The sequence below is a fragment of the Paenibacillus sp. FSL H8-0548 genome (genome assembly GCF_038630985.1).
Classification (GTDB): domain Bacteria; phylum Bacillota; class Bacilli; order Paenibacillales; family Paenibacillaceae; genus Pristimantibacillus.
Map to the genome: position 1 here is coordinate 5,287,166 of NZ_CP152049.1, position 23,562 is coordinate 5,310,727.

9 protein-coding genes are annotated in these 23,562 nt (G+C 45.6%); all 9 read right to left on the minus strand.

Translation table 11 applies throughout. The features are described from left to right. Positions 1 to 683: 683 nt before the first annotated feature. The 9 genes from MHI37_RS22990 to MHI37_RS23030 all read right to left on the minus strand — a co-directional run bounded on the left by MHI37_RS22990 (position 684) and on the right by MHI37_RS23030 (position 23,559). On the minus strand, positions 684 to 1,562 hold the full coding sequence (locus MHI37_RS22990; RefSeq protein WP_076339958.1) for a carbohydrate ABC transporter permease: 879 nt from the start codon (positions 1,560 to 1,562) through the stop codon (positions 684 to 686). Between the two features lie 19 nt (positions 1,563 to 1,581). Continuing rightward, positions 1,582 to 2,442 carry an ABC transporter permease subunit gene (locus tag MHI37_RS22995; RefSeq protein WP_076339959.1) on the minus strand — a complete coding sequence of 287 codons (861 nt, stop codon included), beginning with the start codon at positions 2,440 to 2,442 and terminating at the stop codon, positions 1,582 to 1,584. A gap of 414 nt (positions 2,443 to 2,856) precedes the next feature. Beyond that, positions 2,857 to 4,554, minus strand: a complete 1,698-nt coding sequence (locus MHI37_RS23000; protein WP_076339957.1) for an extracellular solute-binding protein — start codon at positions 4,552 to 4,554, stop codon at positions 2,857 to 2,859. A 103-nt stretch (positions 4,555 to 4,657) separates the two neighbouring features. Further along, positions 4,658 to 6,298, minus strand: a complete 1,641-nt coding sequence (locus MHI37_RS23005; protein WP_076339956.1) for a response regulator — start codon at positions 6,296 to 6,298, stop codon at positions 4,658 to 4,660. Positions 6,299 to 6,317: 19 nt separating this feature from the next. After that, entirely contained in the window at positions 6,318 to 8,042 is a 1,725-nt protein-coding gene (locus MHI37_RS23010; protein WP_076339955.1) for a histidine kinase, read from the minus strand. Between the two features lie 752 nt (positions 8,043 to 8,794). Continuing rightward, positions 8,795 to 11,110, minus strand: a complete 2,316-nt coding sequence (locus MHI37_RS23015; protein ID WP_076339954.1) for a beta-galactosidase — start codon at positions 11,108 to 11,110, stop codon at positions 8,795 to 8,797. Positions 11,111 to 11,268: 158 nt separating this feature from the next. Continuing rightward, on the minus strand, positions 11,269 to 13,239 hold the full coding sequence (locus tag MHI37_RS23020; RefSeq protein ID WP_076339953.1) for a glycoside hydrolase family 2: 1,971 nt from the start codon (positions 13,237 to 13,239) through the stop codon (positions 11,269 to 11,271). Positions 13,240 to 13,518: 279 nt separating this feature from the next. After that, positions 13,519 to 16,860 (minus strand): DUF5107 domain-containing protein, encoded by a 3,342-nt coding sequence (locus tag MHI37_RS23025; protein WP_076339952.1) that lies wholly within the window; start codon positions 16,858 to 16,860, stop codon positions 13,519 to 13,521. Between the two features lie 1,053 nt (positions 16,861 to 17,913). Beyond that, on the minus strand, positions 17,914 to 23,559 hold the full coding sequence (locus MHI37_RS23030) for a glycosyl hydrolase 53 family protein (protein ID WP_076340068.1): 5,646 nt from the start codon (positions 23,557 to 23,559) through the stop codon (positions 17,914 to 17,916). Positions 23,560 to 23,562: the final 3 nt, after the last annotated feature.

The window sequence follows — 23,562 nt, forward strand, 5'->3', positions numbered from 1 at the left end:
ATTACCTAATCTATGCCGATATTCGATGGTTTGGAGCTAATTCTGCTGCAATATTACAACGTAGCCCTTTGAAACTGCTCTCATGTCAGGTTTCTATTGTACTAAGTGCAGTCTAGACTTCTCTTATTCTATCAACCAAACCTTCAAAAGGCTTCTACCAACCTTCAAAAGACTTCTACCAAACCTTCAAAGGCGTTTCGAACCCTCCCAAACCCTCCCTTCCAAGGGAGGGCCCCGAGGCGCTGCGCCCTCTGGACACCTGCATGAGGAATAACGTTGAAGTTAATCAAATGCGCCTAGTGAGACGTTGAGGATGGATCGCTTTCGTCCCTGCGGGACACGCTTTCAGTTCGCTTGTTAAATCCTAGATCCTAGTTACTTTGTGTTTCTTTCTCTGGTTGTTAGATTGGGTGTGCTAGTCATATAAGTTGAACTTGAAAAATGAAGTATAAGCGAAGCGAGAAGATCGTTCTGGAGAAACGAAGTGTTCGCCTTTGCAGCCGGATTCTTACCTTTAAATGTCTTAGGAAATCATAGAATCTGGCTGCAACCGCGATCGTAAGAATGATCTTCTCGCGCAGCGCACAATACGTAAGTTTCTAGTTCCACTTAGATACTCCTTAACTAATAAATCAAACAAAGAGGCACTCGGCGATTCGCCGAGTGCCTCTTTGTTTTTGCAGCTACTCCTTAACCGAACCCATCACCAAGCCTTTGACAAAAAACTTTTGGAGGAAGGGATATACGATCAGGATTGGGAGCGCGCCGATGAAAATTTGAGCTGATTTCACTGTTTTTTGCGAGATGAGTGCCATATCAGCCGGGTTTATGCTCATGGAGCTCATATCGCGCTGAATGATGACCGTTTGAAGAAAGGTCGCCAGCGGATAGCGCTTCGGATCGCCGATATACAGCAAACCATCAAACCAGGAGTTCCAGTGGAATACCATGCTGAATAGTGCGAGCGTTGCAATAGCCGGCAGCGAAACAGGAAGGTAGATGCTGAACAAGGTACGAAAATGACCCGCGCCATCAATGAGTGCTGCCTCCTCAAGCTCCTTCGGAACGCCGCGGAAGAAGTTAAGCATAAGGATCGTTAGAAACACGTTGACCGCTCCTGGAAGCACCAGCACCCAGAAGTTGTCCATAAGGCCAATCTTTTGAATGACCATATAAAATGGGACAAGTCCGCCGTTGAAAAGCATCGTAAATACGAACAGCCATGCGTACACATTTCTGCCGCGGAAAGCAGAGTTTTCTTTGGATAACGGATATGCTGCCAAGAAAGCTAATACTAGTGTTAAAAAAGTACCAATAACCGTTCTCTTTACTGCGATCCACATCGAGCTCAGAAACACGGGATTACTCGTTGTTTTCTTGTAGGCCTCTAGCGTGAAATCGACTGGCCATAAACCAACGATGTTGGCGTCAGCCGCTGCTTTCGCACTCAGTGATACTGCTAATACATGCACCAACGGTATAACGCAAAGAAGCGCAAGAACAATCAACAGAACGGTATTAAAAATATTGAATACGCGATAGGATGGGGATTTGTGATACATTCAGCATGACCTCCTTTATTTAAAAAATTCTGTAATTGGCTAGTTTGTAAGCTAAGCGATATGAAATAACGACTAGAACGAAGCTGATCACTGATTTAAACAACCCAATTGCCGTTCCGAAGCCCATTTCACCGTTTAGAATCGCTGTCCGATATACGAAGGTGTCAATAATATCACCTTTGGAGTAGACGAGTGAATTATATAGGTTGAAAATTTGGTCAAAGCCGGCATTTAGTACGTTTCCAAGCGCAAGCGTACCGACTACTATTGCGATAGGAATCATGGAAGGCACTGTAATATGAAGCGTCTGCTTCCAGCGGTTTGCGCCATCCACTTCAGCCGCCTCATACAAGGATGGATTAATGTTGGCAAGTGCAGCTAAAAATACAACCGTACCAAAACCGAATTCCTTCCATACATCCGAGAGAATGACAGTGAATCGGAACCAATCTCCATTACCTAGGAAGAAGATCGGCTCCATTCCGAATACGCCCGTCAAAATACGATTTACAAGCCCGCCTTCCGTTGATAGCAGATCTGTCAGTATGCCACCCAAGATCACCCATGATAAGAAGTGAGGCAAGTATACAAGCGTTTGAACGAAGCGCTTGACCAGCTGCTTTCTAATTTCATTTAAAAGAATAGCAAACATGAACGGAGCAAACAGATTCAAAACCATTTTGAAAATGGCTATTATTAATGTGTTCCAAATGACCTGCAAGCTGTCTTCCCTCTCGAACAAATACCGGAACTGATCCAGTCCAACCCACTCGGAGCCTGTCAGGCCGAGCCAAGGCTTATAGTCCTGAAATGCCATGACGAGCCCACCCATAGGCAAGTAGGCAAAGATAATGAGAAAGGCGAGGGATGGAAGCACCATTAGATGAAATTGCCATTGTTTTAACAGGTAATAAAACAGCGGTTTTCCTTTTGTTTTGACAACAGATTTTGAGATGCCGTCTTGTTCTAGCGTTTGTTGATGTGACATAGTTGTTCCTCCCGCTGGATGAAATGTGGAACGCCGTTAGCCCCTTATGAGGCGCGTATGCACCGCGTTCCTTATATCAAAATTATATCAGCGTCACTAAAATCGAAATAGCTAACAAACCCAACATTCATGGCACAAATACAACCACTTTCAACAATAAACAAGGTGAAACGGCTGTCGCCATTCTTATGGCGGTGGCGCGTTTCATTCCGGAGAAATATAGAGAAAGTATGGCGAAATGATTTGCTTTCCTATATTTCAAAAAAAAATGCGACCCCCAAAGAGGTCGCATTTCAAGCTATATCATTATTTCGCTACGTTCGAATACCACTCGTTAACTTCCTTCGTAATATCGTCGCCGCCAGAGGATTTCCAGCTTTTCACGAACTCATCAAACGCTTCAGCTGGCTTTGCGCCATAAATAATTTCGTTGAACGTTTGAGCTTCGATTTTTTTCAAATAGTCCATACGAGATTTCATTGTTTTTGTAGCAGGTCCTACAAACATATCTTTTTTGGAAATGTCTTCTTGTTCCATAATAACTGTTGCTGCAAGCGCCGTTGCCGGACCATACTGTGCAACAACCTCTTTCTCACGATAGGTTTTCGCTTCATTGCCTTCCGCTAGGTTAAGCAGTGCTTTAAATTGTGCGTCAGGAATACGTGCGCCGTCCCGTACAATGAAGTAACGCAGTGGAGCAGTTATTGCTCCGCCAGGAACATCATCCAAATACAATGGATTGCCGTTTGCATCAAGCGCATAATCATAGCCTTCAAATACGCCATTCTCAAATGGACTGCCTTCTTGCGGATCAGCTAGATTATCAAATAGATAGTTCTCGTAAGTGAAGAAGGCTTCTGGATTTTTCATATTTTTGTTGATCAGAATAACACCGTTTACGAAATGTGTACCGTGACGCATAGCAGTACCATCTTCACCTGTAGGAATCGCATAAGGCTTCCATACTGCGCCCTCTACGTTTTTCGCTGTATCAAGCAATGGCCAGCCGCTCATCCAGTAAGGTCCTGGAATAATGCCTGCTGTTCCAGCTACTGCCGGCTCAGAGGTTTTGTTCTCATCCCATAGTGCCGCTTCTTTCGGAATATAGCCTTTGTCGCGCCATTCTTTAAGTTTTATTAGACCTTGCTTCATGCCTGGGTTTGTTGAGCCGTATTCAAGCGTTCCATCTTCTGCTACGTTCCACTGTGTTGGAAGCGTGCCGTATGCGCCGAATACCCATGACGGATCACCCATCCATGTGCTCATTGACGTTTTGAAGCCAACGCTTAGCGGGACAACTTTGTCTGGAGCAAGCCCTTGTGGATTATTGTTTTTAAATGCTTCCATCACTGTTTCAAGCTCAGCAATCGTTGTTGGAGCCTTCATATTAAGCTTATCCAGCCAATCCTGACGTATCCATAGCAAGTAATCGCTATTGTAAGCATAATCCAGCAAAGGAATACCCATACGCTTGCCGTCATTGATATATGAATTCCACACGCTGGAATCCAGATTCATAGCCGTTTTCCATTTCTCGCCTGCATATTTATCGAATAACGCTCCAGCATCCTGGAACATGCCCGAATCAATAAGATCCTGCGCCAGCAGCTTGTCGTTGATCATGACAACGTCCGGCATTTGCTGTCCTGAAGACATAGCAAGACGCATTTTCGTAGCGAAGGCTCCATTGGTATCCGTTACTGACCAAAGGGACTCTACTTTAATGCCAAGCGTTTCAAGTGCCCATTTGGTTGCAACGTTGTTATCGATCGTTTCTCCTTCACGGAAAGTAAGCGCTGGATCTACTCCCCATGCCGTTGAGATGGAAACTGCTGGATCATACTTCTCCTTGTAAGGATTCTCTTCATTTCCTCCAGCAGTGTTCCCGTTCGTCGTATTCGTCGGTTCAACCTTATTGCCGCTATTAGAGCAGCCGACAATGGCTGCTACGATGAGAAGCATACAAAGTGTAAACGTGTACCGTTTTTTGGATTTTGTATTCATTGTAATCCCCCTCATGATTATGTTCTACATGTCTAATTATAGGTTCAGCAACAGTTGCAGCCTATGACACAATGCGAACATATCAGCACCTTTTGCAACTAGTTTATTGCTCACGGAACTCTTGAGGCGTCATCCCATAATATTTTTTAAACGTTTTGCTAAAATATTGCGGATTCTGATACCCTAGCTCACTCGTTATTTCATAAATTTTCATATTTGTATTTTTAAGTAAATAGAGTGCCCGCTCCATTTTCATCCCAATAATCCACTCACTTAAGCTTTCTCCCGTTTCTGCCTTAAATACCTTCGAGAGATAAACGGGATGCAAAAACACCCGATCTGCAATCGTCTTTACCGTCGTATCCTTGCTTAGATTGTTCGCGACGATCTCCTGCACCTGCTTCACAATGAAGCTCTTTGCGCTCTCTTCATTGACCGACAGCTCACTTTCAAGCTTGCGCAGCACGCCAATCGACCATTCCTCAAGCCGATCTGGAGACAGGACAACCGTCTGATCCAAAATAAAATCAATGCCTAGCTCATTAATTTGCGACACATATTGTCCTTGACGATGTGCGATATACATAAAAGCATTCGTCAGCGCCAAATAGACCTCATATAAATGCTCTCTGGAGTGCCTTGTATTTTTTAAGTCAGTAAAAACATCTTTAATTTTCTGCTCTACCGCATCCCAGCGCTTCGATTCCAGCAGCGTAATAATCGTAGGCGGTTTATACAAGCTTTCCATTGATTTGACGAAAATATTATCTTTGCTTACTCGATCCTCCAAATAATGAATGGCATGCTGCTCTTCATTTGCAATCATAAACATAGTACCAAGACCTGCACGATACGCCGTCGTAATCGCTTCAGGAAATTCAAACCAATCGGTCACGACGATCGAAATATCACCTTTAAGATAGCTGCTTACATTGGTACGAAGCATCTTCGCTGCTTCAGCCAGCTTGCCTTTGCGCAATTGGCGGCTCTCTAGGCTATAATCAGTTTTTTCACCAGGTACATACTTCGGCTGAGCCATAATGAGCAAATATTCATGGGGCGCCTTGCAATGCCAGACATGAAATTCATTAGCGAACGATTCCTCCGCGATATTTCCTACAGCAAACTCCATAAGCGAGACAGAGCTATAATCTAGATGTGAGAACTGCTTGCCAAGCTGGACAAGCATCATTACCGTCGGACGTTCGATAGCAAGCGGAATTTCATATTGCGTCAGCTTCTCTTGTATCGTCTTAGGAGAGAGCTGTCTGCCGAGCACTAAGTCGACCATGAAGTTGGCGCGCAGCACTTTAAAATCAGATTTGCGATCATACAGCAGCTGCTGGTATTTTTCAGCTTGCTCCCATTCATCCTTCAAGGCTTCGATCGCGCCTGACACGGTCTTCACAAATTCATCATCATTTACCGGCTTTAAAATATAATCAAAAGCCTGCAGCTGCACCGCTTTTTTCGCATAATCAAAATCAGAATGCCCCGTTAATAAAATGCATTTGATATGGGGCCAGCGCTCGCCGATTTCCTTAATGAGCTCCAAACCGTTCATTTCCGGCATTGCAATATCTGATACGACAATATCAATTGCATTTTCCTCAAGAAGCTCTAGAGCTTCAAAGGCGGAAGCAGCTTGATATACACTTTTCACCCCAATGGAGGACCATGGTATCGTCTTCTCCAAACTCCCCGTTACATAAGACTCATCATCTATCAATAAAATTTCGATCATCTGTATTCCCCTTTTCTAGCTAAGCTGTCGACCAAGTAATGATGACCTTCAGACCTCCGAGGCTCGAAGGAAAGAAGCTAACCCCAGCAGACCCCCTAAACCTGAGATGCATACGCTGATGTACATTCCAAAGCCCGCAGCCCATCTGCTCATCCATCTGAATTTGCATTTTATGCTGGAGAATAAGAATCGCCTCGGCACTCATCCCCCTGCCATCATCCTCAACGATTAGCCTCGCCTCGTCCTCATTCCACTCTCCGGTAATTCGAATAATCGATGCATCCGACCATGCTTCAATGCCGTGAATAACCGCATTCTCGACTAACGGCTGCAGCATAAGCGGCGGTATTTCAAGCTGGCGCATCTCTGCTGGCAAATCAATCGTATAGCTGAGTCTCTCCATTCGCATCTTTTGTATTTCCAAGTAGCTGCTCACAAAGTTGATTTCCTCCGACAACGCGACAAGGTCACGCTCCTGCCGCGTCGTATAACGGTAATAATTAGACAAATGATGGGACATCGCAACAACAGCCTCATGCTTCTCAAGCTTGGCCATACTGGAAATAAAAGAGAAGCAATTATAGAAGAAATGCGGATTGATTTGCGATTGGAGCTGCTTTAGGCGCGCCTCACGCACATGAATTTTCTCCAAATAAACGGTCTCGAACAGCTCTTGAATTTGTGCCACCATCAGATTGAAGCGTGTATATAGAAATCCGAACTCACTCTTGCCCCGCGGCTTCATACGAACCGAATAATCACCATTTTTCAGCTTCTGAAATCCAATAATGAGACGCTTAATCGGTACTTGAACCTGAGCATATAATAAATAAGCGGCCGTAGAGCAAAGCAGCAGCAAGCCTGCCATAGATACATAAAACAGCTGATTAGTCTTCTTTATTGGGCGAATAATTTCTGAAATCGGAATATAGTCAATTAAATACCAGCCAATCGTCTCTGATTTCACAATGTTGACTAAAAGCTCTTCTTCCCCTACTTTCAAATTTCTGCTTTCCATATCCTGCAGCGGCTTTTCATCCAAAAGGCTAATTACATTGCTTGCAAGCTCCTTGTTTACCGAGCGATTATAGATGACACCAACATCCTTCAAATAATAAAAGGGCTCATTGCGGCCGCCGCTTTTGAACTTATCCAGCATATCCTTAATGTTCGAGCTGTCAAACTTCACCTCAATAATAAGGCTGGAGCCGCTCGGGTCCAAATAGCTGTAATAAGGCGTAACCGCATACCGTGAGAAAATATACGGTCCGGTCTGACTATCAGTTGTAGTCTGCACCTGCCAACCAGGCTTTAATCGACTCTTCAAATCAGCGCTGTCATATAGAACAACATCGTTAGCAGAAATATCTCTATGAAGCATTGGAGAATAAATATGCAAACTGCTTCGCCACTTGGAGGAGTTTTGGTGAATCGCAAGCTTCGTTTGAATTCTTTTGATTAAAGTCGTCATATTAAGATTAAGCTCAGTCGTTTCTGTGAAAATATCTCGAAGAGACGAAATATCAGGGTCCTGAATGAGCAGGTCTGGCCAAAGCGCCATCGAATCTATGCTCGTATTCACCTGATTTTGAAAAAAAACAAGCTGATTCGTATTGGATTTGGTAAGCTCCTCGCCCAAAATATCAGTGCTGGTTTTATTGGAATAAAAATAAAAGAGCATAATCGGAACGAGCATAACGATGATTAACGCGACGATCTTTGTAAAAAGGTTGATTTTAGGCATGATAGCTTCGCACCTTTTCTTGTAAGTCATAGGGCAGATGTTAAGAGCATCTTAGCGCCTTCTCCACCTTACGTGTTCATCCCCATCATTTCAACTAGTAAAATCGAAATGTTTAAGATGTTTTTACAACTATTTAAGTTGAATTAGACATTTACGTTTTGGTCGCTGCGCGAGCAGATCATTCTGAAGGGTCGCGGTTGCAGCCAGATTCTTTGATTTTCTAAGACATTTAAAGGTAAGAATCCGGCTGCAAAGGCGAACACTTCGTTTCTAGAGAAACGATCTTCTCGCTTCGCTTAATCTTCATTTTTTAGGTTTTACTTATATATCTCGCCTTATTAGCTCTATTATTTACAACAACAAAGAACAGCAATCCCCTTACGGGTGATTGGAAATCGTAGACGCGTCAGCCCAGCTTAGCCTCAGCTCACACTTCTAACGGAAACCACAGACGCTAAATCGCCTTTATTTTTCGTTTCAAGATTCTAACGGAAACACAGGCCTCTATTTGCACCCTACATGCCCGATCTCGCTTCATTTCTGCGTAATAGTGTCTCCCTGTTCCGTTAAAATGTGACGCTAATCAAAAATTGAACTTTAGCGTCTCTGGCTTCCGTTAGCTTTCGTTATTCGCTCTCTGGCTGCCTCCGCAGTATCGTTATCAACAGATTCGGAGAATGATTAGTTTCCTATACAATAAAAAAACCGAAATTTTAGCATTTACGCCAAAACTCCGGTTTTTTATTTGCATGCTATTTAAAAGCTTTGAACAAAGCAGTCGTGTAATAAGGAATAGGCTCGATGCGATGGAATACCGCTATCTCAACACCCTCAAACCTCTCGACCAGCGCTTGATTTACGAAGGTATGAACGGTACCCTTGCGAAGCGGTGTAATCGAGAGATGCAGCTCTTTATTTTCCAAATCATCCTTGAATTGCTTCAGTCCGATTGGCCATGCTTCTCCATAGTGAATGTGATCAGTCAGCAGCTGGTTATCAAGATAAGCGCCCGCAACGTCTCCATCGTATTCCACCTGTAGGAATAGATCAGATACATGGCTCGGCCAGTTCGTATCAATCTGAACAAGCGCGCTTCGCTCCATCGGCTTATTGATCGTCAGACCTGGCTTATACGTCGGAACCTCTATCTTAAAGGTGTGGAACAAGCCTTCCTGCTGCCCTTCTGCTACGCCTTGACTCGCGAGTATAGCCTGCTCCGGCAATACCGGGCAAATGGATACGCTCCAGCTTGCTTTACCTTCTGATGTCGATACTAAGCGCTCATCCTTTACATAAAGACGGCTGTAGCTTATGACCAATCTTTCCTCGCCCCAAATGGTGAATTTATAGGTTTGAAGCGCCTCTTCTCGTGAGAGAACGAGTACTTGCACATGCTCTCCGCTAGTAAGCGTCAGCGTAAATCCATGCTGCTTGCCGACTTGCGGTGTAACTACGATTACATCCTCTTCAATAGCGGCTTCAGCACTATCAGTCGAGACAGCAGCCACAGTCGAACGACTGAATACGAGCTCCGGTGCAAGGCCTTGTTGTGCATAAAAGACAAGAATAGGCTGACCCGCTGCATTCAGCTTTGTAAGCGGCTGTACGGTAGCTGTGACGAGCATTGCCCCCTCAAGCTCAAGATTGAACGGAAGCACCGCACTTACATTCTGCTTCAGTTTCAGTGTACCATTATGCGGGAATACGACCTTGCCCTTCGCTGTCTCCAGCTCGATCCGAATATCCTTTTGATCCGGAAGCTCGAGATGATCCTGGAAATTATTCAGGAATAGGAAGCCAGAGCCATCCTTCTGGCGAACACACCAGCGCAGTGATTCTGTATCCTCTGGATGAATATCAGATTGTCCTTCAGGCAGCACCGTTCCCATTGGCGCTAGAATGGACCCAAATGCATCCATGAATAAGGAAAGCGAGCGAATTCGGTCATACGATTTGCCGACACGTCCAAATTCGCCAAGCGGTGATTGATAATCGTACGTAATTTTTGGAAGACCGTATTCATTGAGATAGCCATGCTTGCCCTGCGGATTAGATCCGCCGTGATACATATAATACCCAAGCAGGTTGCTTCCGCTCGCCAGCTTAACGAGCGTCATCGCTTCCACGCTCTCTGGACTTACATTCGGGCGAGCCGTGTAGCTCACCTGCATGCCGCCTGCCATCTCGCAATAAGCTACAGGATATTCAAGCGTATCATAATTAACTGCCTCGGAAGGAAGCACATGAAGATCACGGTAAATATACTCGCCGCTTGGCGGCTGATTAGGAATCCACGGCGTGTAGGCGTAGCCTGCCAGCATTGGCAGCGTATCCGTCTCTGGGACTGCGGCTCCTCCCCAAGCGGTAGCTGTGAAGAACATTGGCGTAATGCCTGCTTCCTCCGCTATGCGGCGCAGCTCAGCCAGATGCTCATTGCCCCCTTTGCCTGAAGACATAAATACGCCTGCTTTGTAGCCCCACGAATCAAGCGGCGCGCCGCAGTGCATAAATTCATTTTCCAGCTGAACAGCGATGACAGGACCGCCCTCTTGGAATAAGGAGCCTTTGACCTGCTTCGCGATTTGACGATAAAGGCGCTTCGCATAAAACAAATATTGCTCATCGTTCGAGCGGATCTCCAGCGGCTTGCCGAATACCCAATCCGGAATACCGCCATTTCTCACCTCGCCATGGCAAAACGGACCAATACGAAGGACGAGAGGCAGCTCATGCTTCGCACAAAGGTCAACAAAATGACGCAAATTACGATTTTCGCTCCAGTTGAAGATGCCTTCCTCTTCCTCATGGTAATTCCAGAAAATATAAGTTGCGATGACATTTACACCGCCAGCCTTCATTTTAAGAAGCTCTTCCTCCCAATGAAGATAAGAAAAACGCGAGAAATGAAATTCGCCAACGACAGGAATAATCGGCTGTTCATTCCGCAGCATATAAAAATTCGTAAACCCGTAGCTCTCCCCTTTAGGGTTCGTTCCTTTGCTGCCTGCGAGCTTTCCTGGCTTGATCTCTTTATTCAGACCATCCAGCTTAAGTGAATAAGTTGTCATAATAGCGATTCCTCCTAGTTAGTGCTATATCAAAATACATGAGTAGAATAGAAATAATCGAATTCTCTATCATCGTATCAAACCGTTGCTAAAGGATACAGGGCATATTTTCAACATATTGGTTGCTAAGTCAACCTTGAAGCGGCTTAGCATTATTTTCACGCCAAAAATGGCAGTGCTCCGCTTAAAACAGAAAATCCGGTAGGACGGTTAATCGAAAACTGGCAAGTGTCGAGTGCGGATACCGTGCTGACAGCAACCGAAATCTGACATTGCTCACCCGGATTCAGCGGCGGAATTTCCAATGTATGCTTGCTGCCGTTCTCTTCTTCTAAAATAAATTGATAGCCGTTAACCGAGTGGCATGGAATATCGTCACGCAGTACCAATGCAATAGATAACACTTGATCCTTTTCAATAGAGGCTCCGACTAATTCGATTGGAGATCCAATCTCACGCAGCGCCTGATACGAGGGCTTAGGATTGCCGTACAGATCAGTGGTCCCATGAACTCTTTGACGCAGCCTCCCTGTCCCTTCCTCTCCCATTTGAGTCCGATAATCATTTAAACTGAAAAAGATAAGAGCAGCGATTCCTTGATGCTTGCGATACTCCGTAGTTTTCTGCTGCAATATTTCAATTCTTTTTGGATCGCCGCCCGTAAAGGCCGGCTCGCATAGACCGTATTCTGCTACAACCAGCGGTTTGTCTGGATAAGCCTCATCAATGCTATGAATGACCTCCTTCATATCAAGATCCCCATGCCATGTACCGATGTAGTCATTCCACATCAACAAATCACCGGTGCCAGTTGCATCGATTTGCGGCTTAAAATGCACCGAATTACTTACATAGTTGATTAATCTGCCGCTATCGAGAGTGAGCATATAAGACTTCAATTGCTGCATGTATATAATCGTGCGCTCATCCTGTCCATTAACCTCGTTGCCCATCCCCCAAGCATAAACGCAAGGATGATTATAATGCCTATTGATCATTTCCTCCGCATGCTGCTTGGCAATGGGCAGTAAGCTTGCATCCGGTTCACTAGGCTGCTGCCAATGCGGAATCTCCTCCTGCACGAGAAGGCCATGACGGTCACACCAGTCCAGTAAACGACTATCCTGCTGCCAGTGAAATCTGGTGATTACACAATTGGCATGCTTGATCTGCTTTAGCACCTCTATGAGATCAGCTTCCGACTCCGCCATTCCTTTGTCTGGATGTGAGCCCGGCATCCATTCTACGCCCATTAAGCGAACTGGCTCACGATTAAGCAGCAGCTGATTGCCTACCGTCTTTATTTCTCGGAAGCCAATATCTAAGCTTAGCTGATCGGTCGCTTCCCCCTCCGATATAAGCAAAATATGGACGTTATATAGATGAGGATGGTCAAAATGCCACAGCTTTGGCTGTGCGATCGTTAGCTCATTAAGCAGCAGCTTTCCTTCATTTACAACTAAATCATAGCTGTCGCTTGCCATTGACTTGTCCTTTAACGAAACAGAGAGTCTCACCGTAATCGCCTTATTTTCTAAGCCAGCTTGTTGCCATAGACGTATTTCGCCTCGAATCGTACCCGATTCCGCAGAAGCGCTATGTTCAGTGAAATTGGGAATCGCATCAATTTTGGCATAATCAATCGCTATGCCCCCTGTAACCAATAACGACACACCACGAATGATTCCTCCGTCATCTGCCCAATCGAAGCTATTTCGAATCGGCAGCGCTTGCTCACTGTTTTCATTATTAACAGAAACGACAAGGCGGTTAGACTGACCATGGTGCACATAAGAAGTAATATCCAGTACAAATGTCGTATAGCCTGAATGATAATGATGACCCACCTGCCTGCCGTTCAGCCAAACGACAGCATCTCGATAAACAGCGTCGAACTGCAGCCGAATTAGCTTTCCTTGCCAGGATTCTGAAATATTCAAATCATAGGCATACCAAGCGAGCCCTCGATATTCTTCAAGCCCCTGTTCGACATTCCAGGTGTGAGGTACCTTTATGCTTCGTGCATTGGGTAAGCCGTCCTTAAACCATTGCTGCTCCAAACCGCTGCCTTCAGGATCAGCTTGAAACTGCCAATTCTCCGATAAATCAAGAGTAAGACGAACCGTCATTATTGTAACCTCCCATTTCTATATAACTTGAACTTAAAAGAATGAAGATTTAGCGGAGCGAGAAGATCGTTTCTCTAGAAACGAAGTGTTCGCCTTTGCAGCCGGATTCTTACCTTTAAATGTCTTAGGAAATCAAAGTATCTGGCTGCAACCGCGACCCTTCAGAATGATTTTCTCGCGCAGCGCCCAAAACGTAAATGTTTAGTTCAAGTTATATACTTCATCAACAAGCAAACATACGGTGTTCATCAGATTAATCCGATGAACACCGTGATTTTATTATTTTAGAGTAAGCTCTTTATGAAGCTTCGCACCTTGATGACAGTAATCCATTGCAGTAGCAAGCTCGAATTGCTCAGTTGCTTGCTCAAGCTGCTGAAGACCAAGTAAACCTAGTCCCATCATAAAGCGGCAATGAATGACATTGCGTTTATTCAAGTCCTCCTCGAATACGAGGAAATCAGGCAGCGATACGGCAAAATAATCAATTTTCACATAGTCGAATATATGTTTTTCTGCAAAATCAATTAGCTTATTGAATCGGCATTTCGCTTCCTTGTTATTGCCAAGCTTCGTCCATGCCAAGCCTTGATAAAAAATCATTTCTGGCGGCTGGTCGTTGTAGTACATGGCACTTGCTGGCTCCTCCAGCCCCTCGGAGGCCGTCTTGAACGCTTGCTCTGCTTCAGCCTCTAGACCAAGACCCTCCAATGCACAGCCTAGATAATAATACACATTGTTTTCTTGTGCGCCTGTGAGCTTGGCTTCGCCAAGATTTTCCGGATTTGCGAGTGCTTGGTTAAGCAGCTCCAATGCTTCTGTATATTGCTGGCCGCTAAGCGACAGCTTCGCAAGCTCGACATGAGCAAGCACATATTGTCCAAGCGTCTTGCCTTCTCCGCCTTCCCATGGATGGAATCTGCGCGAAGCTAGAAGCATTATCGCTTCCTTATACTTGCCCAATAGATTGTGCAAAGTAACGTATTCCAAATATAGATCGTCCCTGAGCTTAACCAGCTCTAGATGATTCTCAAGTTCAGCCAAACGCTGCTCAGGCGCTAGATTGATTTTCTTATAAAGCTGATCCAGCTCATAAAACACACGAGCATCGGACTGATCACAGGCGAATGCTGTCTCAAGCGACCTGCGTGCCTTATCAACTTCATTTAGCTTATTGAAGTAAGCCAGCGCTAAATTGCGATGAGCGATTGAGAAAGATGCATCATTCATGACCGAATTCTCCCAGCTTGCAACTGCTTCCTGATGACGCTTCTTGTCATAGTAGAAATTACCCAGGAAATAATGTGCCTTCGCATCCTCCGGACGTGCTTCGACAGCATTTTGCAATACGACTAGATCAAATAAGCTGTTAGGGAAGCAATAGTCTGGCGTTGCCTCGTTGCCTGCTTTCAAATGACAAGCTGCCAGCTCATTTAGCTGTAATTTCCCGTAGCAGTACGCCAGCGCAAAATGAATCATTGGATACGCATCGGTATTCTCATCCCTTGCAGCGTAATGCAAGACTTGATTCGCTTCCGCATACAGGCCCGCTCCGATATAATCAGAGGCAAGAGCTAAATGGTTATGAGCATCACCGCGCATTAATGTCGTTAGACCGTTCAGCGCTTTGTCCGCTGCAGCATGATCGCCAGCCTCTTTATACGCCAAATACAATTCGTGATAAGCGCCAAAATCGGCGATATCCAGCTTCAGTGTTTCAGCTGCATACGCTGCTGCATCCTCAATTCTTCCAAGGCGGCGGAGCATAGCTGTTTTCAAATCCCGCGCTTTATAGTTGCGAGTATTGCGAACCAAGCAACGTTCAACGAGCTCAAGAGCTTCATCGTAGGCACCCTTCTCTGATGCGATTTGCGCTAGTGAGAAGTAGCCGCTATCCTGCCAGTTTGCAGACCATACCGCTTTGTAGAAAGAGGCAAAAGCCTCTTCTAATTTGCCTTGATGCTTTAGCGATACACCAAGCTGATAATAAGCTTCGCTATCATACGGGTTAGGATTGCGCAGCGTCAGGCTGCTGACAGCTCTGCGGAAATGAGCTTCGCTTTCCGCGAATAGTCCTCTGCGAAGAAGCAGCGTTCCGTATGCGACATTAATGCGAATATCCGAATCATCACGTTTAATCCCTTCCAAATAATAGGCTTCCGGCTCAAATGTCGCATGGCGATATTGCTCCAGATGAAGACCAGCTAAATAAAGCTGCTCGTTCGTTTTCATCTCCTGCGGCTCTGGCATCGGCTTAGCTGCATCAGGCATTTCTTCAATACCTGGCTTCTTCGGCTGATAGCTGACGAGCACGCGACCTGCTGCATCCTTAATTGTCACTTTCAGATCATATTCTTGATCATCTGCATGCAGTGGAACATTGGATATAAAGGTAGTGCTTGGCGAAAGGTCTGCCGTTTCAAGCAAATATACTCTGTTCTTGCTTCTAAGCTCAATCGTTGCTGCTAAGCATAACGATGTCGCATAAGCCTGAACGGTCACCTTCGCTTCAACCGGATCAACCTCTAAATTAACTGCGGCTTCAATCGTAGCATTTTTGACTACGCCGATATTTTTGTAAGGCATAAAATATTGTTTAAAGGATTTTTCCTCGTAAGGCTGCAGCCACGTAAAGTCCGGCTGATTATCTGTATATACACCTGTCATAAGCTCGATATAGGGGCCATCCTCATCGGTTAAGCTGCGGTCCCATGCTTGGCCAAACTCGCCGTCTCCCCAAGTCCACTGCTTTTTGCCCGGTGAAATATGATGATTCGCGACATGCAGCAGCCCCGCTTGTACCGAATGATCGTAGCCGCCCACAAAGTTATAATCCGATTTATACGCCATATACGAGGTTGGAACCGGAATGTTCTTGTAGCGCGAAATATCGACGCCTTCGGAATAATCCATCTTATAGTAAGTGCCCGTTGCAATCGGAAATTTGGAAACATCTCGTTTACCATGGTCGAATACGGCATGAACATCTGGAGGAAATACGGATTGAGTATGATCATTGACTGCAACCGCAGGATTAGCCCACCATAGGAAGGTTTGCGGCTCTGGCGTCCGATTGTACAACTGCGCATGGACCTCCAAATAAGCTTTTCCCGGATGCAGCGTAAAGCCTGCTGTTACTTTTGTTCCATACATACGATCGATTTCGCTTACCCAAACCGTAGCGCTGCCATCAGCATTTTCCTCTAAGCGATACTCTACTGGTCCGAAGGTGTTCGGACGATGATGCTGCGGCCAGTTGAACTCAATGCCTCCCGAAATCCATGGACCGGCAAGACCAACTAGCGCAGGCTTAATGACCTGATTATAATAAACAAAATCATAATTATTTGTTTTGTCTACAGCACGATAGATGCGTCCGCCAATTTCAGGCATAATTTCAATTCTCAAATATTCATTTTCCAAAATAGCGATCTTATAAGGCTTCGCTGCCTTCTCATCGTCAATTTTGTCAATAACCGCGTGTGGATATACTCTGCCCGTGCTGCCTTGATAGACTCGCTTCTCCAAGAACATTGGATTTTTATCTGGTTTACCAACGCCGTAGGTTGGGATTTGAACGATCTCCTCCCAGACGCGCGAACGTTCTGCCTTATGGTTCAATCTGATCACTCCTCTTATAAGTTAACGATTCTATAGCTTTAGCTTACAGGAGGAGACTGCCTCTTGCCATTCATTAAACGCTGGTCATGATGGACAATATTCTGATTATAAAATTTGAATAGGAGCTGTCACATAAAGTCATTGATCAAAGGGGATGTCCCCTTAGGAGGTGGAATTAGCTGCCGGAGGCGGTCATTTTGTGCGGATAAGAACACATAGGTGCTTAACGCTACTGCGCACAAGGCATCTTGGGGTCATAAGCACATATAGGTGCTTATCAGGTGGAATTAGCTGCCGGAGGCGGTCATTTTGTGCGGATAAGAACACATAGGTGCTTAACGCTACTGCCCAGCAGGTATTCTTGGGTCATAAGCACATATATGTGCTTATCAGGCGGAATTTGCTGCCGGAGGCGGTCATTTCGTGCGGATAAGAACACATAGGTGCTTAACGCTATTGCGCAGCAGGCATTCTTGGGTCATAAGCACATATAGGTGCTTATCAGGTGGAATTAGCTGCCGGAGGCGGTCATTTTGTGCGGATAAGAACACATAGGTGCTTAACGCTATTGCGCAGCAGGCATTCTTGGGTCATAAGCACATATATGTGCTTATCAGATGGAATTAGCTGCCGGAGGCGGTCATTTCGTGCGGATAAGAACACATAGGTGCTTAACGCTACTGCGCACAAGGCATTCTTGGATCATAAGCACATATATGTGCTTATCAGGTGGAATTAGCTGCCGGAGGCGGCCATTTCGTACGGATAAGAACACATAGGTGCTTAACGCCACTACGCAGCAGGCATTCTTGGGTCATAAGCACATATAGGTGCTTATCAGGTGGAATTAGCTGCCGGAGGCGGTCATTTTGTGCGGATAAGAACACATAGGTGCTTAAAGACACTGCGCAGCAGACATTCTTGTATGATGAGCAGAAAGATACATGGTTCTGCTCATCTGTGTTTACTGCATTCACTCTTTTCCTAAAAAAAGAGTTGTCCCTTTAGTAGATTTATCTACTTTTGGGACAACCCCTGTTTACTATCAATCCATTATTTTACTGACACCATTGCAATGAATAATCGCTCTAAAATAACAGCTGCCTGTGCTCTTGTTGCGCTTGCTTTAGGAGCAAACCGGCTTTTGCCTACCCCATTGATAAGTCCGGCTAGCTGTAGCTGTTGAATCGCCTCTTCTGCAAATACTGAAATATCAGCTTGATCGACAAAAGCATCTGCGCTTGCTTGCAATGCCATATTAGTGTTGCTGGCTTGTGAAGCACGATACATGATCACCGCCATTTCTTCACGGCTAATCTCATCATGAATACCGAAGCTACCATCGCCCTTCCCTTTAACTATGCCGAGCTTCTCAGCAGCTGAAACAGCTTCGCTGTACCACATATTTTCTTTCACATCCGTGAAGGTTGAATGCTCCACCGCTGCCCCTGTATCGAGTAATCCCATCAGCATATGAAGGAATTGCGCCCTCGTTACGGCCGAGTCAGGCTTGAAGGAGTGATCCTCAAAGCCGTTAATGATACCTCTCGCTGCAAGAAACTCAACACTTTGCTGCGCCCAGGCTGCCTTAGCAAGATCTGTAAATAATCTAGCTTTATAGCCTGCTGCATATTTACTAAAATGCTTCGGACCAAATGAAACAGTCCCCGTTGCCTCGTTATAACTAGCGTTTTTCATAACTTCCAGCTTGCTTTCATCGTTGATGTAATAAACAATCACATTATGCGGCTTCTCTCCCAGTCGCAGCGTGTACGGCAGTTCTACCTTCACCATCCCCGGGCCAAATTCAGTTATTTTCTTCCCATCTAACGTTAAATTAAAATCATACAACGCATTTCCATCGATCAGCGTCTTAAGTTCGCCCGCCAATGCTGACGATTCGACTATAGCGACGGAGAGCTGAACGTTATTAGAAGTGCCATTAATTAAATCCTTAAATAGCTCAGGCGACAGCGAAACCGTTGCAAGGCCTGTTTTTATCATAATAGTCTTCAAAGAGGTGCTTGCCAGCTGTGCAATTTGTTGTGCAGAAATTTCTACGATGATATCGCCAGCTCCTGCCGCAAATTCCACGCTCACCGTAATCGATTGCTCTGCTTCATTCTTCACTCCTTGCTGCAAATCAACCTTTACGACCGGCATTGCCGTAGGCAATATCGGTGCTTGCGTCGATGGTATTGATGACGTTGGTGTTGGTGTCACCACCGGTGTTTCCGTTTCCTCTGGCGTTGGTGTTACCTCCGGCGTTACTGTTTCCTCTGGCGTTGTTGTTTCTTCCGGTGTTTCCGTTTCCTCCGGTGTTGGTGTCACTTCTGGTGTTTCCGTTTCCTCTGGCGTTGGTGTCGGAGTCGGAGTTGGCGTAGCTGTCGCCTGCTCCTCAATCAGCGTAATGATAACATCTGACGTTGTCAGCTTATCAACCACTGCGATGCCTGCTGCCGAATTTCCTTGGAAGCCCGTTTTACTCGCAAACAGTGTGTATCCTGTTCCAGCCGGTATTTCTAATAAGCTAAACTCACCGACTGAATTAGTAGATGCTTGGTATTCCACTCCGTTTATCGAAATCTTAACTGCTGCATCCGCAAGCTTGGCACCCGATTCATTTTGAACGATTCCAGAAATCGCACCCGCTCCAGCCCCTAGATAACCTAAGGATACAGAGTCAATCAGCGACCAATTTCCTGCGTTCGCATCGGCGTAGAAACCAATCGCAAGCTCGCCATGCTCAACTAAAACTTCCATACTTCGCTCGGTCATCAAGCTGCTTTTTGGAATGTCCAGACGTGCGAGCTCGCCGCTTGAATCCTTCGCATACATATAATATTCCTTCTGATCTCCACCATTGTAGAACCATGCAGTCAGCTTATAATAGCCGTTTGCCAGATTCGTTAATGTCTGTGTCGCCTCTGACGTATAAGCTCCTTCGAGCCAATTGGAGAACACATAACGACCATCCGTTGCATTCGCATGGGTTTGAATAAATGTAGCATTGGTTGTTCCTGTTATTGTCCAGCCAGGAATCGTATATCTATCTGCACCCTGTGTCTCAAAGCTGGCATTGGTTAAAGAAATAAGTGTTGCAAGCTTCAAATGCACAGCTGCTCCTTGCGTTAATGCCGTTACAGTGACCCCTGCTGCCGAGCTGTTCATATAACCGTTCTTGCTAGCTGTGACTACATAACCGCTTCCGCCGAGTACATCCTTCAGCGTGTATTTGCCAGACGCATCAGTCTGCGCAGAATACGAATGATCTCCTTTAACAGCCTTGACTGTCGCACCTGCAACTGGAGCATTGGAGCTGTCGGTTATTATTCCTGTGATCATGCCAAAGTTATGAAGCAGCGTCACATCAATATCCGCTGTCATTTGGCCAACAGCAACTGCAAATGGAGCAGATTCACCATCGATATAACCTGTTTTCACAGCCTTAATTATATAATTTGCACCTGCGGGTACATTCGAAATCGAGTAATGTCCATCTGGTGCTGAGACTGCTGAATAGATTTTCCCACCTACAGAAACGCTGACCTGTGCCGCTGCAAGGGGAGATCGCTCTCCGTCTTGTATTGTCCCAGCAATCGTACCTGAATTTAATACGACAGCAAGATCAATAGCAGTGCTGCTCACACCAATGGCAACCTCTATACCGCTTACTACACCATTGGAATAACCTTCCTTAACCGCATGAACCGTTGCAGACGATGCGGCTGGCAAATCAGCCAACGTATATTGTCCTGCAGCGTTTGTTAACGCACTATAGGTTTCGCCTTCGATCGTAGTCGAAACCGTTACGCCAGCAATGGCTATTTGGTCTTGATCCTTCACAGTACCTGCAATTGAGCCGCCAGTTAACGTTATATCTTGATTTTTAGTAAACTCTCCTGCTTTCACAACGTTAGCTGTCATACTACCGGCTTGATAGCCGCTCTTGGATGCTTCAAGCGTATAAGCTGTACCAACGGGCAAATCCGGAATGAAATAGTTGCCGGCAGCATCGGAACGAGTCGTATAGGCTTGGCCGCCAACCGTAGTTTTAATGGATGCATAAGCTATTGGGCTGCTCGACGTCCCTCGTACAACACCCGAGAGATGTCCTATCGTTGTTCCTTCCGTATTTTGAATATAAGCATCATGCGACGGAAGCGCCTTTCCATCAAAATCAAATAAGGTCGTGTTCGAAACGACATTCAAGTCCGGCTGATCATCAATCTCCTTAATTGCCCAGCCTACGCCTGGCACAGCGATCATAATCGGGTCCCAGTAAAGATCGCCAATGACTCTGCCATTATTTACGCTCTTTAAGCCATTGAATAAATTAATCATAAATTCCTTCTGGCCTTGCGGAGTGCTGGTGTCTTCCGAATAAGGACCGTTATCATTCAACTGTCCAATGGTTCCATTTGGCAGCGTCTTGTTCCAGTTATATCCAGTTTCCATAATCATAATGTCTTTATCATATTTCTCGCTAAAATAATTGCAAAACTCCACAATTTGTTCAATCGTCAAATCCGTCCAAAACGGATAATAAGAAGGACCAATAATATCGTAATCGACATTTCTAGCTTCGATTTGATTAAAGAAGCTTTCATATTTGCTGTAATTACCCGCATCATCAAGATGCAAAATCACCTTCGACTGCGGAGAAGCTGCTTTAACGGCTTCTGATCCTGCTTGAAGGAATCTAGCCAAATTTGACCAATTCGTGCCAGAAGCTCTGCCATATGGGAACAAGATACCCGATTGCATTTCATTCCCTAAGGAAACGAATTCCGGTACTGTGCCCTGAGCTACCATGGCTTCCATAACCTCTGTCGTATAAGAACGCAAGAGCTGCTCCAGCTTAGTTACTTTGGCTTCATCACCTGTTAAGCCGCTGATCTCATTTAGCCATGCATTCGGAACGTTATGTGTTGCGCCGTTCGTCCAATAATCGCTGTAATGGAAAGAAAGCTGAATCTGCAAGCCTGCCGCCTTCGCGCGCTTTGCAAGCTTCAAAATATCCGCTTTATCCATAATCCCAGCAGGGCGATAATAGCTGCCGTCGCCATGTCCTTTGCCAGGTTCATTGTAGACGCGCAGCCGTACAATATCATGACCGTTTTCTTTTAAAATTTGAAATAAATCCTTTTCATTGCCTTCGCTGTCAAAAAACTTGCCGCCCTGTGATTCCACGTAGGTAAGCTCCGAAACATCTCCGCCCTTTAGAAACTTATAAGGATTATCGTCCTTCACCAGCTCGACTCTATCAAGCTTTACCCAATTGCCTGCAATGGCGTCGGAATACAAGCCGATCGTTGCTTCGCCGTTAAGAACATGGATACCTCTCAAATATACCTTCGTCCATGTACTGGCAATCGGCAAAGCCGCTCTTGCTTCGGAAGTCCCATTATCGCGAGCGAACAAGTAGCTGGCATGCTGTCCACCGCTATTTTGTGCCCAAGCAGTCAATGTATAATAACCGTTCTCCAAGCCAGAAAGAGTCTGGGAGGTCGTTACCTTATAATTGCTGTCCGACCAGTGAGACAAGCTGTAGCTGCTTAAATAACCTGGAGCATCCGCGTAGGAAGCGGTAATATCGCCCTCCTCCTTCCAGCCGTCCGGCTCCTGTGATTGCCCGTCAGCTTGGAAGCTATAATTGTCGATGGTTACTCCGACAGGCTGTGTCTCAGCCTCCTCATCCTTCACTAAAGAAACGAGATCGATGCCGAGCCAAGCCTCTGCAGGTCCATCAGCGTAAAAGCCAATGGTTGCGCTGTTGTTCTCGATAATGACGGGCAAGCTGATTTTCGTCCAAGACGAGCTGCTGATCGGTATGTTCACTTTAGTCTCCGCTCTCCCCGTATTTTTGGCATACATATAGCTCTGATTAAAGCCGCCCCCGCTCGATATCCAAGCCGATAATGTATAAACGCCGTTTTCAAGGCCGGTTGTCGTCTGATACGTATCCGCAGTGTAAGGAGCTGCACTCCAATAGTTTAGCCGATTCGTTCCACCATTCTCCGGCGACCAGTCTGATTTTATTTCGATTGGCGATGTACTGCCTTCTGGTCCAAAGCTGGTCTCCCATCCCGTTAAACCGCTTTCAAAGCTTGTATTCTCAAGCTCCTTGGCTGGAGCTGCCTCATCAAGCACAAGCGTAACGTTGTCTACACCCATAAAGTTGCTAGCGGATGCCATGCCATCTGCATAAAAACCTAGCGTCAGCTGGTTGTTAGCCACGACGATCGGCAAGTGAATTTGTATCCAGCTGCCGCTGACAGGCACATTTACCTTCACCTCTGCAAGTCCCGTGTCTTTCGCGTACATATAGCTCTCATTAAAGCCCGCCCCTCGCTCTACCCATGCAGAGAGTGTGTAAGCGCCATTTGTTATACCAATAATCGTCTGATATGTATTTGCTTTATAAGCATTAGCGCTCCAATAATCGAGACGCTGCGCTCCCCCGCCTGTCGGGATCCAGCTTCCCTGAATTGTAATCGGGCTCGCCCCTTCGGCTGGTTCAAAGCTCGTATCCCACGATTCTAAATTACTCTCAAAGCTCCCATTAGGTACTGGTACATTTACTGTTAAATCAGCAGCATGCACAGAAGGCAATGGGATGCCTGTGAATAAACCAAAAACCATACAAACGATAACGAGCATACTGACACCCTTGCGAATTCCTCTTACTCTCTTCAATTT